Source organism: Umezawaea tangerina, assembly GCF_003002815.1.
GTDB classification, from domain to species: domain Bacteria; phylum Actinomycetota; class Actinomycetes; order Mycobacteriales; family Pseudonocardiaceae; genus Umezawaea; species Umezawaea tangerina.
Window position 1 is genome coordinate 163,109 of record NZ_PVTF01000008.1, and the last position, 19,088, is coordinate 182,196.

Annotated in this window: 11 protein-coding genes; 8 read left to right on the plus strand and 3 right to left on the minus strand. The window is 70.5% G+C overall.

The window, feature by feature from the left end; all coding sequences use genetic code 11:
- Positions 1–4: 4 nt before the first annotated feature.
- Entirely contained in the window at positions 5–970 is a 966-nt protein-coding gene (locus CLV43_RS26300) for a hypothetical protein (protein WP_146174901.1), read from the minus strand.
- A 123-nt stretch (positions 971–1,093) separates the two neighbouring features.
- Entirely contained in the window at positions 1,094–2,422 is a 1,329-nt protein-coding gene (locus tag CLV43_RS26305; RefSeq protein WP_245887014.1) for a glycoside hydrolase family 6 protein, read from the minus strand.
- Positions 2,423–2,972: 550 nt separating this feature from the next.
- On the opposite strand from CLV43_RS26305, the gene CLV43_RS26310 reads away from it, so the two are divergent.
- The 8 genes from CLV43_RS26310 (at position 2,973) to CLV43_RS26345 (ending at position 17,550) form a co-directional block, all read left to right on the plus strand.
- Positions 2,973–5,846 carry a glycoside hydrolase family 48 protein gene (locus tag CLV43_RS26310; RefSeq protein WP_245887053.1) on the plus strand — a complete coding sequence of 958 codons (2,874 nt, stop codon included), beginning with the start codon at positions 2,973–2,975 and terminating at the stop codon, positions 5,844–5,846.
- Positions 5,847–6,040: 194 nt separating this feature from the next.
- Positions 6,041–6,454 (plus strand): hypothetical protein, encoded by a 414-nt coding sequence (locus tag CLV43_RS26315; RefSeq protein WP_106190046.1) that lies wholly within the window; start codon positions 6,041–6,043, stop codon positions 6,452–6,454.
- A gap of 105 nt (positions 6,455–6,559) precedes the next feature.
- Positions 6,560–9,235 carry a cellulose binding domain-containing protein gene (locus tag CLV43_RS26320; RefSeq protein ID WP_106190048.1) on the plus strand — a complete coding sequence of 892 codons (2,676 nt, stop codon included), beginning with the start codon at positions 6,560–6,562 and terminating at the stop codon, positions 9,233–9,235.
- 354 nt (positions 9,236–9,589) lie between these two features.
- The gene (locus CLV43_RS26325) at positions 9,590–12,262 is read left to right on the plus strand and encodes a glycoside hydrolase family 9 protein (protein ID WP_245887015.1); all 2,673 of its coding nucleotides are present in this window, start codon (positions 9,590–9,592) and stop codon (positions 12,260–12,262) included.
- A gap of 79 nt (positions 12,263–12,341) precedes the next feature.
- Entirely contained in the window at positions 12,342–13,979 is a 1,638-nt protein-coding gene (locus CLV43_RS26330) for a cellulase family glycosylhydrolase (RefSeq protein ID WP_106190051.1), read from the plus strand.
- A gap of 25 nt (positions 13,980–14,004) precedes the next feature.
- Positions 14,005–15,294, plus strand: coding sequence for a lytic polysaccharide monooxygenase (locus CLV43_RS26335; RefSeq protein ID WP_106190053.1), 1,290 nt, complete (start codon positions 14,005–14,007; stop codon positions 15,292–15,294).
- Positions 15,279–15,788, plus strand: a complete 510-nt coding sequence (locus CLV43_RS26340) for a hypothetical protein (RefSeq protein WP_106190055.1) — start codon at positions 15,279–15,281, stop codon at positions 15,786–15,788. Before CLV43_RS26335 ends, CLV43_RS26340 begins: the two co-directional genes overlap by 16 nt.
- A gap of 127 nt (positions 15,789–15,915) precedes the next feature.
- On the plus strand, positions 15,916–17,550 hold the full coding sequence (locus CLV43_RS26345; RefSeq protein WP_245887016.1) for a glucuronyl esterase domain-containing protein: 1,635 nt from the start codon (positions 15,916–15,918) through the stop codon (positions 17,548–17,550).
- Positions 17,551–17,624: 74 nt separating this feature from the next.
- On the opposite strand, the gene CLV43_RS26350 is transcribed toward CLV43_RS26345, so the two are convergent.
- Positions 17,625–18,902, minus strand: coding sequence for an ROK family transcriptional regulator (locus tag CLV43_RS26350; RefSeq protein ID WP_106190056.1), 1,278 nt, complete (start codon positions 18,900–18,902; stop codon positions 17,625–17,627).
- Between the last annotated feature and the right edge of the window lie 186 nt (positions 18,903–19,088).

Consider the following 19,088-nt stretch of genomic DNA (forward strand, 5'->3'; position numbering starts at 1 on the left):
TCCACTACCTCGGCGGCACGGACACCGACGGGTTCACGCCGCCGCTGGAGAAGACGCACACCGCCTGCGCGGAGCGCGCGCACTCCCTGGACGCCTCGATCCTCAGGTACTCCAGGTAGTTCGGGTCGGCCAGCGCCTTGGACAGCTGCGCCTGGGCCTCGGACTGGTCGATGGCCACCTTCTTGGCGCTGCGGCCCTTGCGGATCTCCGGGTCGTTGTAGTCGGCGCTGATGATCAGCAGCTCGACCGGCGGGCAGGGCAGCAGCCGGGCGTCCTTCGCGTTCGGGTCGCCTGGGACCTCGCGGTCGAACGACGGGCCGCAGAAGAACTGCTTGCCGGTCTGCCGCTCCAGGTACTCCTGGAAGCGCTTGCCGACGTCGGCCTGCAGCAGGGTGAGCGTGCCGCTGTCGGTGTTGGCGACCTGGACGTTGTTGACGATCGCGTCGCCGAAGTACCGGCGGGCCTCGTCCTTGAACGCGGACTCCAGCGGCGGGTAGAACTTCTCCCGCAGCAGCTTGCGCCAGCCGTCCGGCTCCTCGCCGTCGTCGTCGAGCTGGCAGGCGTAGTGGGCGCACAGGTCCTCGAAGAACTTGCGCAGCGTCCCGCCCTCGTAGCCGGGGATGTCGTTGTCGCGGGTGTTCGTCTTGAACGCGACGCTGATCTCGAAGTCCACCAGCATGCCGTTGGTCTCCGCGTCACCGCCCGCCGGGACGCTGATCACGCCGTTGATGTCGGCCCGCTCGTCGCGGCGCACGATGAAGCTGCGCTGCGCCGTGGTGAGCCGGTAGACGTCGTCGTTGTAGGTCCACTCCACGTCGCCGGGCTTGACGACGCTGTCGAAGGCCTTCCCGTCGAAGCTGCCCGCGGTGTAGTGCAGCCCTATCGCGTCGGGCTCCACCTCCGTCGCCGAGCACGCGGCGGTGCCCAGCACCACCAGCGCCAGCACCGCGACCGCACGTCGTGTCGTCATGGAAATCTCCCCCAGGATCAGCAGGTTTCCAGTCTGACACCCGGTGTGCCCCAGGGGTTCCGGAATGTTCCGGACGCGCGGCGAAGTGGCGCCCCCGCGTCCGGGGGCGCCACTCCTGTTCGGTCAGCCGCAAACCGCGCCGTTGAGCTTCGCGCCGCCGAACGGCGGGGTGCCACCGGAGTAGGAGGCGTTGTAGCCGACCGTCACCGATCCGCCGCTGCCCACGGTCCCGTTCCAGGCCACGTTGGTGGCCTTGATGACGTCACCGGTGTCGGTCCAGTTGCCGTTCCACCCCTGGGTGAGGGTCACGCCGGGAGCGGAGAACTCCAGCGTCCACGAGCTGATCGCCGATCCGCGGTTCTCGATCACGACCTCGCCGGTGTAGCCGCCGTTCCAGGTGCTGGTGACCCGCTGGGTCACCCGGCAGCCCGACGTCGGCGGGACGGTCGTGGTCGTGGTGGTAGTAGTGGTGGTCGTCGTCGGCACCGGACCGGCCGCGATGGCGAGGTCGTAGGCCCGTTGCGGCACGAACTGCCCCGCCGGGCCGATGCAGCCGTCGGACTCGCCGGGCAGCTTGACCCACAGGAACGCGTCGATGCGCGAGTCGCCGGTGGCCGTGGTGCTCGGCGTGCCGATCGCGCGGCCCGCCGGGTCGCACCACTCGTTGCCCAGCGGCCCGTTGCCGTTGCGACTGGTGTCCACCACGGCGTGCAGCCGGGAGTCGCCGACCGCGTCGAGCACGGCCTTGGCGAAGCTCACCTCGTTGTCGCGGGCCCGGTAGTTCGACACGTTCGTCGAGATCCCGTCGGCGCTGTTGGAGATGTCCGCGCCGCGCAACCGGTTCGCCGCCTCGGAGGGCGTGAGCCACGCGGAGTGGCCGATGTCCAGGTACACCTTCGCCTGCGCGGAGCCCGCCTTCAGCTTCTTGCCCGCGTAGGCGATCGACGCCTTGGTCTCGTTCTGCTGGTCGGTGTTCTGGCAGCTGGTCATCTGCGGCAGCACGTCCGGCTCCAGCACGATCGACGCCGGCCTGCCCGCGAGACCCGCGGCGACCTGGTCGACCCACTGCCGGTAGGCGGAGTGCGAGGGGGCACCGCCGCCGCTCGCGCCGCCGCAGTCGCGGTTGGGCACGTTGTAGACCACCAGTATGGGGATCTTGCCCGCGGCGGCCGCCGCCCCGACGAAGGAGTCGACCTCCGCGCGGACGGTGGAGGTGTTGGTGGTGGTGTACCAGCGGGCCTGGGGGACGGCCGCGATGCGGTCGCGGATCACCGCGGCGCGCGAGTCGCCGGGGTTGGCCGCGACCCACTTGGCCGCGCCGGTGGCGGGGTCGACGTAGAAGGCGGAGTCCGCGGCCTGCGCGGTGGTCTGCCCGTACAACACCGCCGCGGCACCCGCCACGAGCGCGCATGAGAGCGCCCCCATGCGCAGGACGTGCTTCCTGTGGGCCATTGGTCTTCTCCCGGTGGATCGGGTTCCGGAGGGGACGTCGTTGTCCCCTCCGGAACCACGGATGGATGCGGCGGCGGGCGGGCCGGGTGGGGCAGAGGGCTGGGAGCGCTCCCAGGTAGGGCAGGACTTTAACCAGGGGGAAACGTGCGCGAAAAGAGTCCCGAAGGCCTGAATCGTCGAAGTAGCGCTGTTGTTCAGACACGCTCGGTGAGTTCTTTCCTTCATCACGTGGAAAATCTCAGTTGGTGGCGGTCCGCGACTCCGCCGGTGACTACGTCGAGCAATCGGTACGTCCCGCGTTAGGCCGTTGGGGGTCGTTGAGACGGGCGTCACGTTGATCCCGAAGTTGATGTTGCGGCTTTCCTGAATTGCGCCGATCGGGTGTCAAGGAAAGAGTCCGGTCGGCCCAGGAAATGGCCGGTCCATTGCGTTTTCCGCCTGTTTGACCCTAACTTGGGAGCGCTCCCAGAAATCTCCCGGAGGTTCCGCAATGACGCGCACTCCGTTTTCCCGATCGCTCGTGAGACGACCATTACCGGTCTTGACCGCCGTGGCGCTCGTCGCCGCGGCGGTGCTCCCAGTCACCACCGGGGTGGCGCAAGCGGCGGTCGCCTGCACGGTCAACTACCAGGTCACCAACGAGTGGAGTAACGGCTTCGGTGCCACCGCGACCATCCAGAACCAGGGTGACGCGGTCAACAACTGGGTACTGACCTGGAACTTCGCCAACGGTCAGACGATCAGCCAGGGCTGGAACGGCACGTTCAGCCAGTCCGGCACCAAGGTGACCGTCACCGCACCGGAGTGGTCGCGCACGCTGCCCGCGGGCGGCTCGGCACAGGTCGGCTTCAACGCCACCAAGAGCTCCACCAACAGCGCCCCGACGGACTTCGCGCTCAACGGCGTCCCCTGCACCGGGCCGAACAAGGCCCCGACGGTCACGCTGACCAGCCCGGCGACGGGCGCCACGTACACGGCGCCGGGGTCCGTCCCGCTCGCGGCCACGGCCGCGGACTCCGACGGCACGATCAGCAAGGTCGAGTTCTACCAGGGCGACAACCTGCTGGCCACGGACACGGCGGCACCGTTCGCGGGGACGTGGAGCGGGGTCCCGGTCGGCGAGTACTCGGTCAGCGCCCGCGCCTACGACAACAAGGGCGCGACGACCAGCTCGACACCGGCGACGATCAAGGTCCTCTCCGGTCCGGCGGTCGTCGCCTCGCCCAGCACGGTGAGCGTCAAGCAGGGGACTACCGGCACGTTCGGCGTCTCGCTCGCGATGCAGCCGTCGGCGTCGGTCACCGTCGCCGTCGCCCGGACCTCGGGCAGCACCGACCTCACGGCCTCGCCCGCGTCGCTGACGTTCACCACGTCGAACTGGGCGACCAAGCAGAACGTGACGGTGACCTCGGCGGACAACGGCGGTGACCTCGGCACCGCGACGTTCACCGCGAGCGCCAGTGGTCAGGCCTCGGCGTCGGTGGTGGTCAAGGAGATCTCGTCGTCCACATCGGACTTCAACCAGGCCTTCCTCGACCAGTACAACAAGATCAAGGACCCGGCGAGCGGCTACTTCCGCAAGTTCGGCGACCTGCTGGTGCCCTACCACTCGGTCGAGACCCTGATGGTGGAGGCGCCCGACCACGGTCACCAGACCACGTCGGAGGCGTTCAGCTACTACCTGTGGCTGGAGGCCAGCTACGGCCGGATCTCCGGTGACTGGGCCCCGTTCAAGGCGGCGTGGGCGTCGATGGAGAAGTTCATCATCCCGGCCACCGCGGACCAGCCGACCAACAGCAAGTACGACCCGTCCAAGCCCGCCACCTACGCCCCCGAGCACCCGGCGATGAACCAGTACCCGTCGGTGCTCGACACCAGCGTGAAGGTGGGCGCGGACCCGATCGCCAACGAGCTGAAGACGGCGTACGGCACGAGCGACATCTACGGCATGCACTGGTTGCTCGACGTCGACAACACCTACGGCTTCGGCCACTGCGGCGACGGCACCAACACCACCCCCGCCTACATCAACACCTACCAGCGCGGGTCGTCGGAGTCGGTGTGGGAGACCATCCCGCAGCCGTCCTGCGACACCTTCAAGCACGGCGGTCCCAACGGCTTCCTCGACCTGTTCACCAAGGACGCCTCCTACGCCAAGCAGTGGAAGTACACCAACGCGCCGGACGCCGACGCGCGTGCCGTGCAGGTGGCGCTGCTGGCGCAGAACTGGGCCACCGCGCAGGGCAAGGCGGGCGACATCGCCTCGGAGGTGAAGAAGGCGTCGAAGATGGGCGACTACCTCCGGTACGCCATGTTCGACAAGTACTTCAAGAAGATCGGCAACTGCGTCGGGGCCTCCGCGTGCGCGGCGGGCACCGGCAAGGACAGCGACCACTACCTGATGTCCTGGTACTACGCGTGGGGCGGTGCCACCGACACGTCCGCGGGCTGGGCGTGGCGGATCGGCGACGGCGCCTCGCACCAGGGCTACCAGAACCCGCTGGCCGCCTACGCGCTGGCCAACGTCTCGGCGCTGAAGCCCGCCTCGTCCACCGGGCAGGCGGACTGGGCCAAGAGCCTCGACCGCCAGCTGGAGATGCTGCAGTTCCTGCAGTCCGCCGACGGCGCCATCGCCGGTGGTGTCACGAACAGCTGGGAGGGCAACTACGGCACGCCGCCCTCCGGCACGCCGACGTTCTACGGCATGTTCTACGAGCCGCACCCGGTCTGGCACGACCCGCCGAGCAACCGGTGGTTCGGCTTCCAGGCGTGGGGGATCGAGCGCACGGCCTCGCTCTACCAGATGACCGGTGACGCGCGGGCCAAGAAGATCCTCGACAAGTGGGTCCCGTGGGCCATCGCCAACACCACCGTCGGCACGAACGGCAGCTTCCAGATCCCCTCGGACATCGAGTGGTCGGGCGCGCCGGACACGTGGAACCCGAGCAGTCCCGGTTCGAACTCGAACCTGCACGCCAGGGTGCTGAACTTCAGCACCGACGTGGGTGTGGCGGCGTCGTACGCCAAGACGCTGCTCAACTACGCGGCCAAGTCCGGCAACGCGCAGGCCAAGACGGTCGGCGAGGGACTGCTGACCGCGCTGCTCGCCCACCAGGACGACAAGGGCATCGCGGTGCCCGAGACCCGGACCGACTACAACCGGTTCGACGACAAGTACAACGCCTCCACCGGTGAGGGCCCCTACGTCCCCTCCGGCTGGACCGGGAAGATGCCGAACGGCGACACGATCGACCAGAACTCCACGTTCCTGTCGATCCGGTCGAAGTTCACCACCGACCCGGAGTGGCCCAAGGTCCAGGCCTACTTGGACGGCGGGGCGGCCCCGACGTTCACCTACCACAGGTTCTGGGCGCAGGCGGAGATCGCGACCGCGTTCTCGCTGCACACCGAGCTGTTCGGGTAGCACCGGACGGACGCCACCCCCCGAACCCGGCAGGCGGGGGGTGGCGGTCCGGGGCCCTTCCTCCGCCGCCACCGGAGGAACGCCCCGGCGCAAGGCCGTTCCCGCACCGGCCGGACCGCTCGACCCGCACCGCCCGACGCGGCGCGGAGTCCGCGGCTGCCGAGCCGTCGGCACCGCCTCACCGAGGAGCACTCGTGCCAGGTTCCCCGCTCACGGACGGCCGCCGCGCCGCAGCGATCCCGCTGCCGCCGACCGGTCCCGTCCCCCACGGCGTCGTGGCGACCGCCGTACCCGCCCGTCCGACGAACACCCGGTGGGACCACGAGCCCACCACCCCCGACCTCGGTGACCGGCCTCCTCCACCAGGGCTCCGCCCCGGTGTCGAGCAGCGGACGGCCACCGGCAGGACTCCGAGCGCCATCGGGACGACTCCGCCGCGGGGCACGGCCTCGTGCGTCGCCGGACGTGCGCCGAGGTCCGCGCGGGGCAGGCGGATCCAGGTCGAGACCGCTCGGCCGGAGGCGGCGCAGGACGTGCCGCCGTTCCCGAGCTCCTTCCCCGGTGACGGCGCGGCACCGCCGCGGCCGGACGCGCACCACCCCTCCTGAGCCCGCGCCGCGGTCCGCCTGCCTCCCCGGCGGACCGCGGCGCGTCCCACCGCGTCCGGCATCCCCTGCCAGCTCGTACTCCCCTGCACAGAAGGAGAATCCTCGATGAGGAGAGTTCTCGCCTGCCTGCTCGCGGCGGTGACGACCGCGGGACTCGTGGCCGTCGCGGCCGCGACCGGGTCGGCGCAACCGCCCGAGGCCCAGGCCGCCTACTCGTGGAGCAACGTCGAGATCGCGGGCGGCGGCTTCGTCCCCGGCATCGTGTTCAACCAGACCGAGAAGAACCTGGTGTACGCGCGCACCGACATCGGCGGCGCGTACCGGTGGAACCAGTCCACCAGCCGGTGGATCCCCCTGCTCGACCACGTCGGAGCCACCGACTGGGGCCTCAACGGCGTCGCGAGCCTGGCGACCGACCCGGTCGACCCGAACCGGGTGTACGTCGCCGCGGGCATGTACACCAACAGCTGGGACCCCAACAACGGCGCCGTCCTGAGGTCCGCCGACCGCGGGGCCACCTGGCAGAAGACCGCGCTGCCGTTCAAGGTCGGCGGCAACATGCCGGGCCGGGGCATGGGGGAGCGGCTGGCGATCGACCCCAACCGCAACAGCACCCTGTACTTCGGCGCGCCCAGCGGCAACGGCCTGTGGCGCAGCACGGACTCCGGCGTGACCTGGGCCAAGGTGACCGCGTTCCCCAACGCGGGCAACTACGCCCAGGACCCCGGTGATCCCAACGGGTACCTCAACGACAACCAGGGCGTCCTCTGGGTCACCTTCGACAAGCGCACCGGTTCGTCGGGGCAGGCGACCAGGACCATCTACGTCGGCGTGGCCGACAAGCAGAACAACGTCTACAAGAGCACCGACGCCGGCACGACGTGGACGCGGGTGGCGGGCCAGCCCACCGGGTTCCTGCCGCACAAGGGCGTCCTGGACGCCAACGGCCAGCTCTTCCTGGCCACCAGCGACACCGGCGGCCCCTACGACGGCGCCAAGGGCGACGTCTGGCGGCTCGACACGGCGACCGGGACGTGGACGCAGATCAGCCCCATCCCGTCGAGCAGCACCGACGACTACTTCGGCTACAGCGGCCTGACCGTCGACCGCCTGCACCCCGGCACGCTCATGGTCGCCACCCAGGTGTCCTGGTGGCCGGACGTGATCCTGTTCCGCAGCACGGACTCCGGGGCGACCTGGACGCGGATCTGGGACTGGGCGAACTACCCCGAGCGCAGCCTGCGCTACACCCAGGACATCTCGGCGGTCCCGTGGCTCTCGCTCGGCATGAACCCGCAGCCGCCGGAGACCACGCCGAAGCTGGGCTGGATGACCGAGTCGATGGAGATCGACCCGTTCGACTCCAACCGGATGATGTACGGCACCGGCGCGACCGTCTACGGCACCAGGAACCTCACGGCGTGGGACCAGGGCGGGAAGATCACCATCACGCCGATGGTCGCGGGCCTGGAGGAGACCGCGGTGCTCGACCTGATGAGCCCGCCCACCGGGGCGCCGCTGGTCAGCGCGCTCGGCGACATCGGCGGGTTCCGGCACGACCGGCTGGACGCGGTGCCCGCCAAGGTGTTCACCTCGCCCACGTTCACCTCGACGACCAGCGTGGACTACGCCGAGCTGACCCCGGCGTCGATGGTGCGGGTCGGCCAGTTCGACAAGTCGTCCCGTCCCAACGACAACCGGGTCGCGTTCTCCACCGACGGCGGGTCGAACTGGTTCCAGGGCGCCGAACCGCCGGGGGTGACCGGCGGCGGCACGGTGGCCGCGGCGGCCGACGCGAGCAGGTTCGTCTGGAGCCCGGCGGGCACCGGCGTGTACTACTCCGTGGGCTACGGCAACTCGTGGACGGCCTCGACCGGCATCCCGGCGGGCGCGGTCGTGGAGTCTGACCGGGTCAACCCGAGGAAGTTCTACGGCTACGCGGCCAACAAGTTCTACGTCAGCGTCGACGGCGGTGCCACGTTCACCGCGAAGACGGCGACCGGGCTGCCGGACACCGCCCACTTCAAGGCCGTCGCGGGCCGCGAGGGCGACGTGTGGCTGGCGGGTGGCTCGGGCCTGTGGCACTCCACGGACTCCGGCACGACCTTCACCAAGTCCACCAGCGTGACGGAGTCGACCAACATCGGGTTCGGCAAGGCGGCCGCGGGCAAGACCTACCCGGCGCTGTACTCGATCGCGCTGATCGGCGGTGTCCGCGGCGTGTTCCGCTCGGACGACTCGGGCGCGAGCTGGACGCGGATCAACGACGACAAGCACCAGTACGGCAACATCGGCGACGCCATCACCGGCGACCCGCGCGTGTACGGGCGGGTCTACCTGGGCACCAACGGGCGCGGCATCGTGCTGGGGGAGTCGACGGGCACGCAGCCCACGACCACCACCACTACGACCACCACGACCACCACGACCACAACAACAACGACGACCACCACGCCCCAGCCCGGTACCGGGTGCACGGTGCGGTACAGCGTCACCGGTGAGTGGGCGGGCGGGTTCCAGGGCAAGGTCGAGGTCGTCAACAACGGGACCACACCGGTCGACGGCTGGACGGTGAAGTGGTCCTACGCCGACGGCCAGGTCATCACGCAGCTGTGGAACGGGGTCGTCACCCAGAGCGGCGCGGCGGTCTCGGTGGCCAACGCGGCCTACAACAAGACGATCGGCGCGGGGGCCACCGCGGAGTTCGGCTTCTCGGCGTCCTGGACGGGCACGAACTCGAAACCGACCGCCTTCACCCTGAACGACAAAGCCTGCACATAGGACTGGGAGCGTTCCCAGGAAGGGGAGTCGCTAGAGCGTTGAGCGCAGTCCGCGCGGCCGATGGGAGCAGTCGGCCGCACGGACCGCCCAACGTCCGCAACACCAGCCGCTCGGCCCAGTGGGGTGGGGTCGCTTTCACGGTGCGTCAACGAAAGCGGCCCCGGCACCGCTCAATTGAGACGGGTGACCAGCATTGTCCGAAATGCCCCTCCGGCCGTCCCGCGATCCGGTCACGGCCGGTGTGCGTCCCGGTCCACGACGATGATCAAGCCCGCTTCCCCTGATGTTTCCCCCTCGTTACAGTCCGCAGTACTGGGAGCGTTCCCAGAACCTCTGCACCTTCCGGAGGCTTTCGTGCAACGGCGCACGTCGAGATCGGTTTCCTGGTTCCTGGCCGCGATCCTCGCGGTGTTCGCGCTGGTGGTGCCCTCGCACACCGCGCAGGCGGCACCGGCGTTCAACTACGGCGAGGCGCTGCAGAAGTCGGTCTGGTTCTACGACGCGCAGCGCTCGGGCAAGCTGCCCGCCGACAACCGCGTGTCCTGGCGGGGCGACTCCGCCCTGACCGACGGCGCCGACGTCGGCCTCGACCTGACCGGCGGCTTCTACGACGCGGGCGACCACGTGAAGTTCGGGCTGCCCTTCGCCTCCAGCATGTCGATGCTCGCCTGGGGCGCGGTGGAGAACCGGCAGGCCTACGCCGACTCCGGCCAGCTCGTCGCGCTGCGCGCGAACCTCAAGTGGGGCACCGACTGGATCATCAAGGCGCACCCGTCGCCCAACGTGGTCTACGGCCAGGTCGGCACCGGGTCCCCCGACCACGCCTGGTGGGGCTCCGCCGAGGTCATGACGATGGCGCGCCCCGCCTACAAGGTCGACGCGTCCTGCCCCGGCTCCGACCTCGCGGGCGAGTACGCCGCGGCGCTGGCGTCGTCGTCGATGGTGTTCGCCCCTACCGACCCGACCTACGCCGCCACGCTGCTCACCCACGCCAAGCAGCTCTACTCCTTCGCCGACACCTACCGGGGCAAGTACAGCGCCTGCATCACCGACGCGAGCTCGTACTACAACTCGTGGAGCGGCTACCAGGACGAGCTGGTGTGGGGCGCGATCTGGCTCTACCGCGCCACCGGCGACGCCGCCTACCTCACCAAGGCCAAGAACGAGTACCCGAAGCTCGGCACCGAGCCGCAGAGCACCGAGCGGTCCTACAAGTGGACGATCGCCTGGGACGACAAGTCCTACGGCGCCTACGTGCTCATGGCGCAGCTGACCGGTGAGCAGACCTACCTGACCGACGCCAACCGCTGGCTCGACTTCTGGACCACCGGCTACAACGGCAACCGCGTCCGGTACTCGCCGGGCGGCCAGGCCGTGCTCGACAGCTGGGGGTCGCTGCGGTACGCGGCCAACACCGCGTTCGTCGCGCTGGTGCACAGCGACTGGCTCAGGAGCAGGGACGCCGCCCGCGCCACCACCTACCACGACTTCGCCGTCCGGCAGGTGGACTACGCGCTCGGCGACAACCCGCGCGGCTCCAGCTACGTCGTCGGGTTCGGCACCAACCCGCCGCGCAACCCCCACCACCGCACCGCGCACGGGTCGTGGGCCGACAGCATCGCCGAACCGGCCACCAGCAGGCACGTGCTCTACGGCGCGCTGGTCGGCGGGCCGAGCACGAACAACGACGCCTACACCGACAGCCGCACCGACTACGTGGCCAACGAGGTCGCGCTGGACTACAACGCCGGGTTCACCGGCGCGCTGGCCCGGCTCTACCGCGAGTACGGCGGCACCCCGTCGGCGGGCTTCCCGGTCGCCGAGACCGCGGACGGCCCCGAGCTGACCACGCAGGCGGCGGTGAGCCAGAGCAACGTCGGCTTCACCGAGATCAAGTCCTACGTCCTGAACAGGTCCGCGTGGCCCGCCAGGGTGTTCAACGGCTCCCTGCGCTACTACTTCACCCTCGACGGCACGACCACCGCGGACCAGATCACCGTCACCACCAACTACAACCAGTGCGGTGCCGCGAGCAAACCGCTGCGGCACAGCGGGAACGTGTACTACGTCGACATCCCGTGCACCGGCGTCTCCCCGGCGGGCCAGTCGGCCTACCGCAAGGAGGTGCAGTTCCGGCTCACCAGCAGCGGCACCTGGGACCCGACCAACGACTGGTCCTACCAGGGCCTGCCGGTCGGCAACGTCACCCCGACCCAGACGAGCAGGCTGGTGCTCGTCCAGGACGGGAAGGTGGTGTGGGGCACGCCGCCCGACGGCACCAGCACTCCCGACACCGCCGCACCCACCGTCCCGAGTGGACTGACCGCCTCCGCGATCGGCGGCACCGGATTCACGCTGCGCTGGACCGCCTCCACCGACGACGTCGGCGTCGCGGGCTACGACGTGCTGAAGGCCGACGGCACCACGGCGGGCACGGCGACGGGGACCACCTACAACGTGACCGGTCTGACCCCGTCGACCACGTACCGGTTCTCGGTGCGGGCCCGCGACGCCGCGGGCAACGCCTCGGCGGCGAGCACGCCGATCTCCGTGACCACCACGTCGGGCGGGGGTGGCGGCGGCACGCTGGCGGTGCAGCAGCGCGGTGACGGCGCCGCGCGGGACAGCCAGATCCGAGCTGTGCTCCAGGTCGCCAACCGCGGCACGACGGCGCTGCCGCTGACCGGGGTGACCCTGCGCTACTGGTTCACCGGCGACGCGACTTCCCCGTCCTACCAGGTTTTCTGCGACTGGGCGGTGATCGGCTGCGCCCAGGTCAAGGCCGAGGTGGTCCGGCTCGCCACACCCAGGACCGGCGCGGACGCCTACCTCCAGGTCACCTTCACCGGCGGGTCCGTCGCGGCGGGCGCCACCAGCGGCGACCTCCAGCTCCGCTTCGCCAAGGCGGACTGGTCGGCGTTCGACCAGTCCGACGACCACAGCTACCGGGTCTCCGCCTCCTGGGCGGACCACGACCGGGTGACCGCCTACAGCGGCGGCGCACTCGTCTGGGGCGTCGAGCCCTAGCCGCAGATTCCGGTGTGGGGTGCCTGCGCGCTCAGGCACCCCTCGCCGGTTCCACCTCCCCCTGAGAGGTACCCCGCAGATGAGAAGACTGACGGCACTGGCGGGCACGCTGCTCGCCACCCTGCTCCTGATGGCCACCGTGCTGACCCCGACCGCCCCCGCGGGCACCGTGCACCTGGCCGCGGCCGGGTTCAAGGTCACCGGTGGACGGCTGTACGACGCGACCGGCGCCGAGTTCGTGATGCGCGGGGTCAACCACGCGCACACCTGGTACACCTCGCGGACCACGAAGGCGCTGTCGGACGTGAAGGCGTTGGGCGCCAACACGGTCCGGGTCGTGCTCAGCTCGGGCGACCAGTGGACGCGCAACGACGCGACCGACGTGGCCAACGTGATCTCCCAGTGCAAGGCCAACAAGCTCATCTGCGTGCTGGAGGTGCACGACACCACCGGGTACGGCGAGCAGAGCGCCGCCGTCACGCTCGCGAAGGCCGTCGACTACTGGATCAGCGTGCAGAGCGCGATGACCGGCCAGGAGGCCTACACCATCCTCAACATCGGCAACGAGCCGTGGGGCAACACGAACACCTCGGCGTGGACCGCGGACACCAAGACCGCGATCGGCAGGCTGCGGGCGGCCGGGTTCACCCACACGCTGATGGTGGACGCCCCGAACTGGGGCCAGGACTGGTCTTTCACCATGCGCGACAACGCGGCCTCGGTGTTCGCGAGCGACACCCTGCGCAACACGGTGTTCTCCATCCACATGTACGGCGTGTTCGACACCGCCGCGGAGATCACCGACTACCTCGGCCGGTTCGTCAGCGCGGGCCTGCCGATCCTGGTGGGGGAGTTCGGCAACACCCACTCCGACGGCGACGTCGACGAGGACACGATCCTCTCCTACACCCAGGCGCAGAGGCTGGGCTACCTCGGCTGGTCGTGGAGCGGCAACGGCGGCGGCGTCGAGTACCTCGACATGGCCGTCGGGTTCGACCCCGCGCAGCTGAGCACCTGGGGGCAGCGGATCTTCAACGGCGCCGACGGGATCAAGGCGACCTCGCGCGAGGCGGCGGTCTACGGCGGTGGCGGCGGCGGTGACACGACCGCGCCCACTGCACCGGGCACGCCCACCGTCACGGGCGTCACGTCCAGCGGGGCGGCCCTGTCCTGGGCCGCCTCCACCGACGCCGTCGGCGTCACGGGCTACGACGTCGTGCGGGTCAGCGGCGGCACCGAGACCGCGCTCACGTCCGGCTCCACGACGTCCGCCACCCTCACCGGCCTGACGGCGAGCACCGCCTACACGGTCGCGGTCTACGCCCGCGACGCGGCGGGCAACCGGTCCACCCGGTCGGGCACCGCGACGTTCACCACGTCGGCGGGCAGCGGCACCGGCACCTGCGCGGTCGCCTACAAGATCGCCAGCCAGTGGCAGGGCGGCTTCGGCGCCGACGTGACGATCCGCAACACCGGGACGACCGCGGTCAACGGCTGGACCCTGCGCTGGAGTTTCGCCAACGGCCAGACCGTCACCCAGATGTGGGGCGCGACGCCCACCCAGTCCGGTGCCCAGGTCAGCGCCGTGAACGCCCCCTACACCGCCACCATCCCGGCGGGCGGGTCGGTCGGCATCGGCTTCAACGGCTCCTGGACCGGCACCAACGCGGTCCCCACCGCCTTCACCCTCAACGGCGCCTCGTGCGCCGGTTCGTGACCGTCCAACCCGAAAGGAGAAGTCGTTGCGGTTCAAGCGAATAGTCGCGTTGGGCGCGGCCGTGGTCGGCGTCGCCGCCTTCACGACCGTCGTCGTGCCGAGCGGTACCGCCCTCGCCCACGGCTCGATGACCTTCCCGCAGAGCAGGACCTACAGCTGCTACCTGGACGGCCAGGCGGGCAGCGGGGGAGGGGACCTCAACCCCACCAACCCCGCGTGCGTGCAGGCGGTCTCGATCGGTGGCAAGCAACCGCTGTGGGACTGGTTCGGCAACCTGATCAGCCAGGCGGCGGGCAAGCACCGGGAGATCATCCCGGACGGCCACCTGTGCGGTCCGACGATCAAGTACGACGCGTACAACCTCGCGCGCGGCGACTGGCCGTCCACCACGCTCCAGGCGAACTCGACGATCACCATGAAGTACAACGCCTGGGCCCCGCACCCCGGTACGTGGGACCAGTACGTCACCAAGGACGGCTTCGACGTCAACCAGCCGCTCAAGTGGTCGGACCTGGAGTCCACGCCGTTCAACTCGGTGACCAACCCGGCGCTGGCCAACGGCGAGTACAGCTGGAGCGCGCGCCTGCCCAACAAGTCCGGCAGGCACGTCATCTACTCCATCTGGCAGCGCTCGGACAGCCCGGAGGCGTTCTACAGCTGCTCGGACGTCGTGTTCTCCGGCGGTGGCAGCGGTGGTGACACCCAGGCGCCTACCGCGCCCGGCACCCCGACCGCGACGGCCACGTCCAACTCCGTCGCGCTGAGCTGGTCGGCGTCCACCGACAACGTCGGCGTCGCCGGGTACGACGTGTACCGCGAGGCCGGTGCGACCGACGTGCTGGTCGCCTCGCCCACGACCGCCTCGGCGACCGTGACGGGGCTGACCGGTTCGACGGCGTACACGTTCTACGTCAAGGCGAGGGACGCGGCGGGCAACAGCTCGTCCGCCTCCTCGCCGGTCACCGTGACCACGAGCCCCGGCTCCACGCCGGGTGGCGCGTGCACGGTCGCCTACACCACGCCCAGCGTGTGGTCGGGCGGGTTCACCGGCAACATCGTCGTGAAGAACACCAGCACCAGCCCGGTCAGCCCGTGGTCGCTGGTGTGGGACGTGCCGTCCGGGCAGTCGATCACGTCCGCGTGGTCGGCCGACGTGGTGGTGGCCAGCGGCAAGGCCACCGCGAAGGGCGTCAGCTGGAACACGTCCATCCCGGCGGGCGGCTCGGTGACCTTCGGGTTCAACGGCTCGTCCTCCGGCACACCCGCGATACCGAGCACGTTCGCCCTCAACGGAGCGACGTGCGGCTCGGCCTGATCCTCGCGATCACCGCCTTGGTGGTGGGGGCGTCCGCCTGCGGTGCGGCCGACCCCACCACCGGGTCGGCCGCGGACGTCGGCGCCTGGGTGCGCGCCAAGACCGGCGAGTGCGAGGCCCCGAGGGCGGCGACGATCGAGGAGTTCGCGGACTTCGTCGGTCCACTGCGGGCGAAGCTCTACGCGCCCTACGTGTCCGAGTGGGCGACCTGCGAGGTCGTCCCCTACAAGAAGCTCGGCCTGGTCGTGTTCCGGCGGGACGGCCTCGCCGCGTTCCAGGAGGGCTGGAAGGCCTCCGTGGCCGCGGGGGAGGTGCACGGCGACCCCGACTTCGCCTTCGGCGAGGGGTTCGCGCTCAGCGCCACGACCGGGCTGGAACGACTCGGGCTGAGGTACCTGCGCTGCACGCCGGTGGACGGCACCGAGCTGTCCCCGGAACCGGCCGAGGCCCCCGGCTGCGTCTACACGGCGATGCCCAGGGGGCACGACCACTAGGAGTACTGCTCCACCCCACCACGGGACCGGTGGGCTCGCGCGTGGCGGCACGCGGGCCCACCACCCGCGGTGGCCCCGTTGGCAACGGCGCCACCGGGGAGGCACGCCTACCCTGAAGGAGACCCTGGTGAGCATCAGTTCGGGCCGCCCCGCAGCGCGGTCCACCGTCGTCATGCTGGCAGTGGCGGCACTCGCGTTCGCGGGCGCCGTGACCGTCGTGGCGAACACCGGCGCCACCCCCGCTTCCGCCGCCGAACTCCCGGCGGCCGCGCTCGTGGAGGACGAGGGTGCCGATTGTCCGGTGACGTTGCCCGGTTCGACGCCGTCGAACGCGAAGTTGCCGGATCCGTTCACGAGGATCAACGGCACGAGGATCACGGCGAAGTCGGATTGGCGCTGTCGGCGCACCGAGATCCGCAAGCTCGCGGAGAAGACCGTCTACGGCGAGAAGCCCGGCAAGCCGACCACCGTCACCGGCACCGTGTCCAGCAGCAACCTCACGGTCAACGTGTCGCACAACGGCAGGTCCTCCAGCTTCTCGGCCAAGGTCGAACTGCCCGGCGGAACCGGTCCGTTCCCGGTCGTGGTGGTGTTGGGCGGTTTCGGCGCGGACACCGCGACGATCAAGGCCGCGGGAGCGGCGGTGATCAACTACGACCCGTACGCCGTCGGCAAGGAGGGCACGCCCCGCAACAACAAGCAGGGCGCGTTCTACAGCATCTACGGCGCCACCAGCACGACCGGTCTGCTGGCGGCGTGGTCGTGGGGTGTGAGCCGGATGATCGACGTGATCGAAACGTCCGGCGGCACCATCCTCAAGGCCGATGCCGTCGGTGTCACCGGGTGCTCCCGCTTCGGCAAGGGCGCGTTCGCGATCGGGGCGTTCGACCAGCGGATCGCGTTGACGATGCCGATCGAGTCGGGCAGCGCGGGCGCGCCGATCTTCCGCGGCATCCCCGGTGAGGGCGCGCAGAGCCTGAGCAGCGCCTACGGCGAGCAGCCGTGGCTGGGCGACGCGTTCGGCTCGTACACGGGCAACCCCAACGGGTTGCCGGTGGACACCCACGAGATCGTGGCCATGGTGGCGCCGCGAGGGCTGTTCATCATGGACAACCCGCACATCGCCAACCTCGGCCCGAAGTCCGCCAGCGTCGCCGCGCTGGGCGGTGCCGAGGTCTACAAGGCGTTGGGCGCCGGGGCCAACATCACCTACTGGTCCGACGTCACCGACGGCAACCACTGCGCGAACCGGGCGGAGTGGAAGACGCCGTTGCAGCAGAACATCCAGAAGTTCCTGCTCAAGACCGGGAACGCGGCGGGGCAGATCAGGATCTCCGGCAAGGCCGCGGGCAACCTGGCGCAGTGGCGGGACTGGACCACTCCGACTCTGTCCGACGGTCCCGGTGACCCCACCACCACAACGACGACCACTACGACCACCACCACGACGACCACGCCTCCGCCCGCCGGTGGTGGCTGCTCGGCGTCGGTGTCGCTGAACCAGTGGGCGGACGGGTTCGTCGCCACGGTGAAGGTCACCGCGGGCGCGTCGGCGGTGACCGGTTGGACCGTCGACATGACCTTGCCTTCGGGCGCGACGGTCAGCAACGCGTGGAACGTCAACCGCAGCGGCAACACCGGTGCGGTGCGGTTCACCAACGTCGCGTTCAACGGGTCGATCGCCGCGGGGCAGTCGACCGAGTTCGGTTACCAGGCGACGGGAACCGGTGCGGGAATGACACCCACCTGCTCGGCCGGGTAGTCCGGCGAGGGGCGCGGGGTGCGGTGGGGAGGCGGCGGACTTCCACACCGCACCCCGTGCGCGCGTCCAGGGGGTCAGGCGCTGGGCTGGGTGAGGAAGGCGGGCTCGGCCGCCGACAGGTTCTCCGGCAGCCGCATGCCCTCGTGCAGCGGGACGAGCTCGGACTGCAGGACCATGGCCGCGCCGCCGATCGCGGGGGCGGTGGCGGCCGACCGGGACAGCCGGACGTCGACCTGGTGGGCCGCGCGGGCGAAGAAGCCGCGGTCGAGCTCGTCGCGCACGATCGGCAGGTAGACCGACCCCGCGACGGCGAAGCTCGGGCCGGTGAGGACGAGGACGTCGAGGTCCATGGTGTTGGCCAGGTTCCTGGCCGCCACGGCGATGTAGCGCGCCGAGCGCTCCAGGATCGCGAGCGCCTGCGGCTCGCCGCGGCGGGCCGCGCGGCTCACGGCGGCGAAGTCGGCGGCCACCGACGGGCGGGCGCGCTTGGTGCCGGTGAGGCCCACCATCCGCGCCAGCGCCTGGTCCGCGCGGGCCGCCGCGACGACGGCGGCCGGACCCGCGAGCGCCTCCACGCAGCCGCGGGCGCCGCACCAGCACTCCGGGCCGAGCGCGTCGACGCAGGTGTGCCCGACCTCGCCCGCGTTGCCGCTCGTGCCCCGGTAGGTGATGCCGCCGATGACGAGACCGGCCCCTATCCCGGTGCCCATGTAGAGCGCGGCGGACGTGGACGTGCCGCCGACACCGCCGGACCAGTGCTCGCCGAGCGCGGCGGCGGTGGCGTCGTTGTCCAGCAGCACGGGCAGGCCGGTCTCCTCCGCGAGCGCCCGGTCGAGCGGGTAGTCCTCCCACTTGCGCATCGACGGCGGCGTCAGCGCCATGCCCGAGGCGCGCAGCGGGCCGGGGGTGACCAGGCCGACGCCCAGCACCCGGTCCGGCTCCACACCCACCCGGTCGACCAGCGCGCGGACCTCGGCGGCCATCCGGGTGACGACCCGCGCGGGTTCCTCGGTGCCCGCGCCCTGCCGGGTGATGCGGGCGACGACCGCGCCGCCGAGGTTGGTGAGCACGTAGGTGATGCCCGCGTGGTCGAGGTGCACGCCGATCGCGTACCGCGAGGCGTGGTTGAGCTGGAGCAGCACCCGCCGCTTGCCGCCGGTGGACTCGGCGCGGCCGGTCTCCAGCACCAGGCCCTCGTCGATGAGCCTGCGGACGACGGTGGAGATCGTGGCGCCGGTGAACCCGGTGGCGTTGATGAGGCCGACCCGGCTGATCGTGCCCGCCGCGCGGATCACGTCGAGCACCGCGGCCTTGCTGCTCGCGTGCAGCGTCGTCCGGGCCTGTCCGCTCACTGGTCCTCCGCGTTGTGGCCTGCACTTACTTCGTTCACCGGCCGAAGGGTAGCAACCGCAGGCCCTCGCACGGCTGTGCTGGCGATGTCACCGGGGTGTCCGAGAGGTATTGACTTCGTTTCTTCAGTGACTTAACAATCTCCAGACGCGGCGACGCCCCTCCGTCTCGGCACGTCGCCGCGCCCC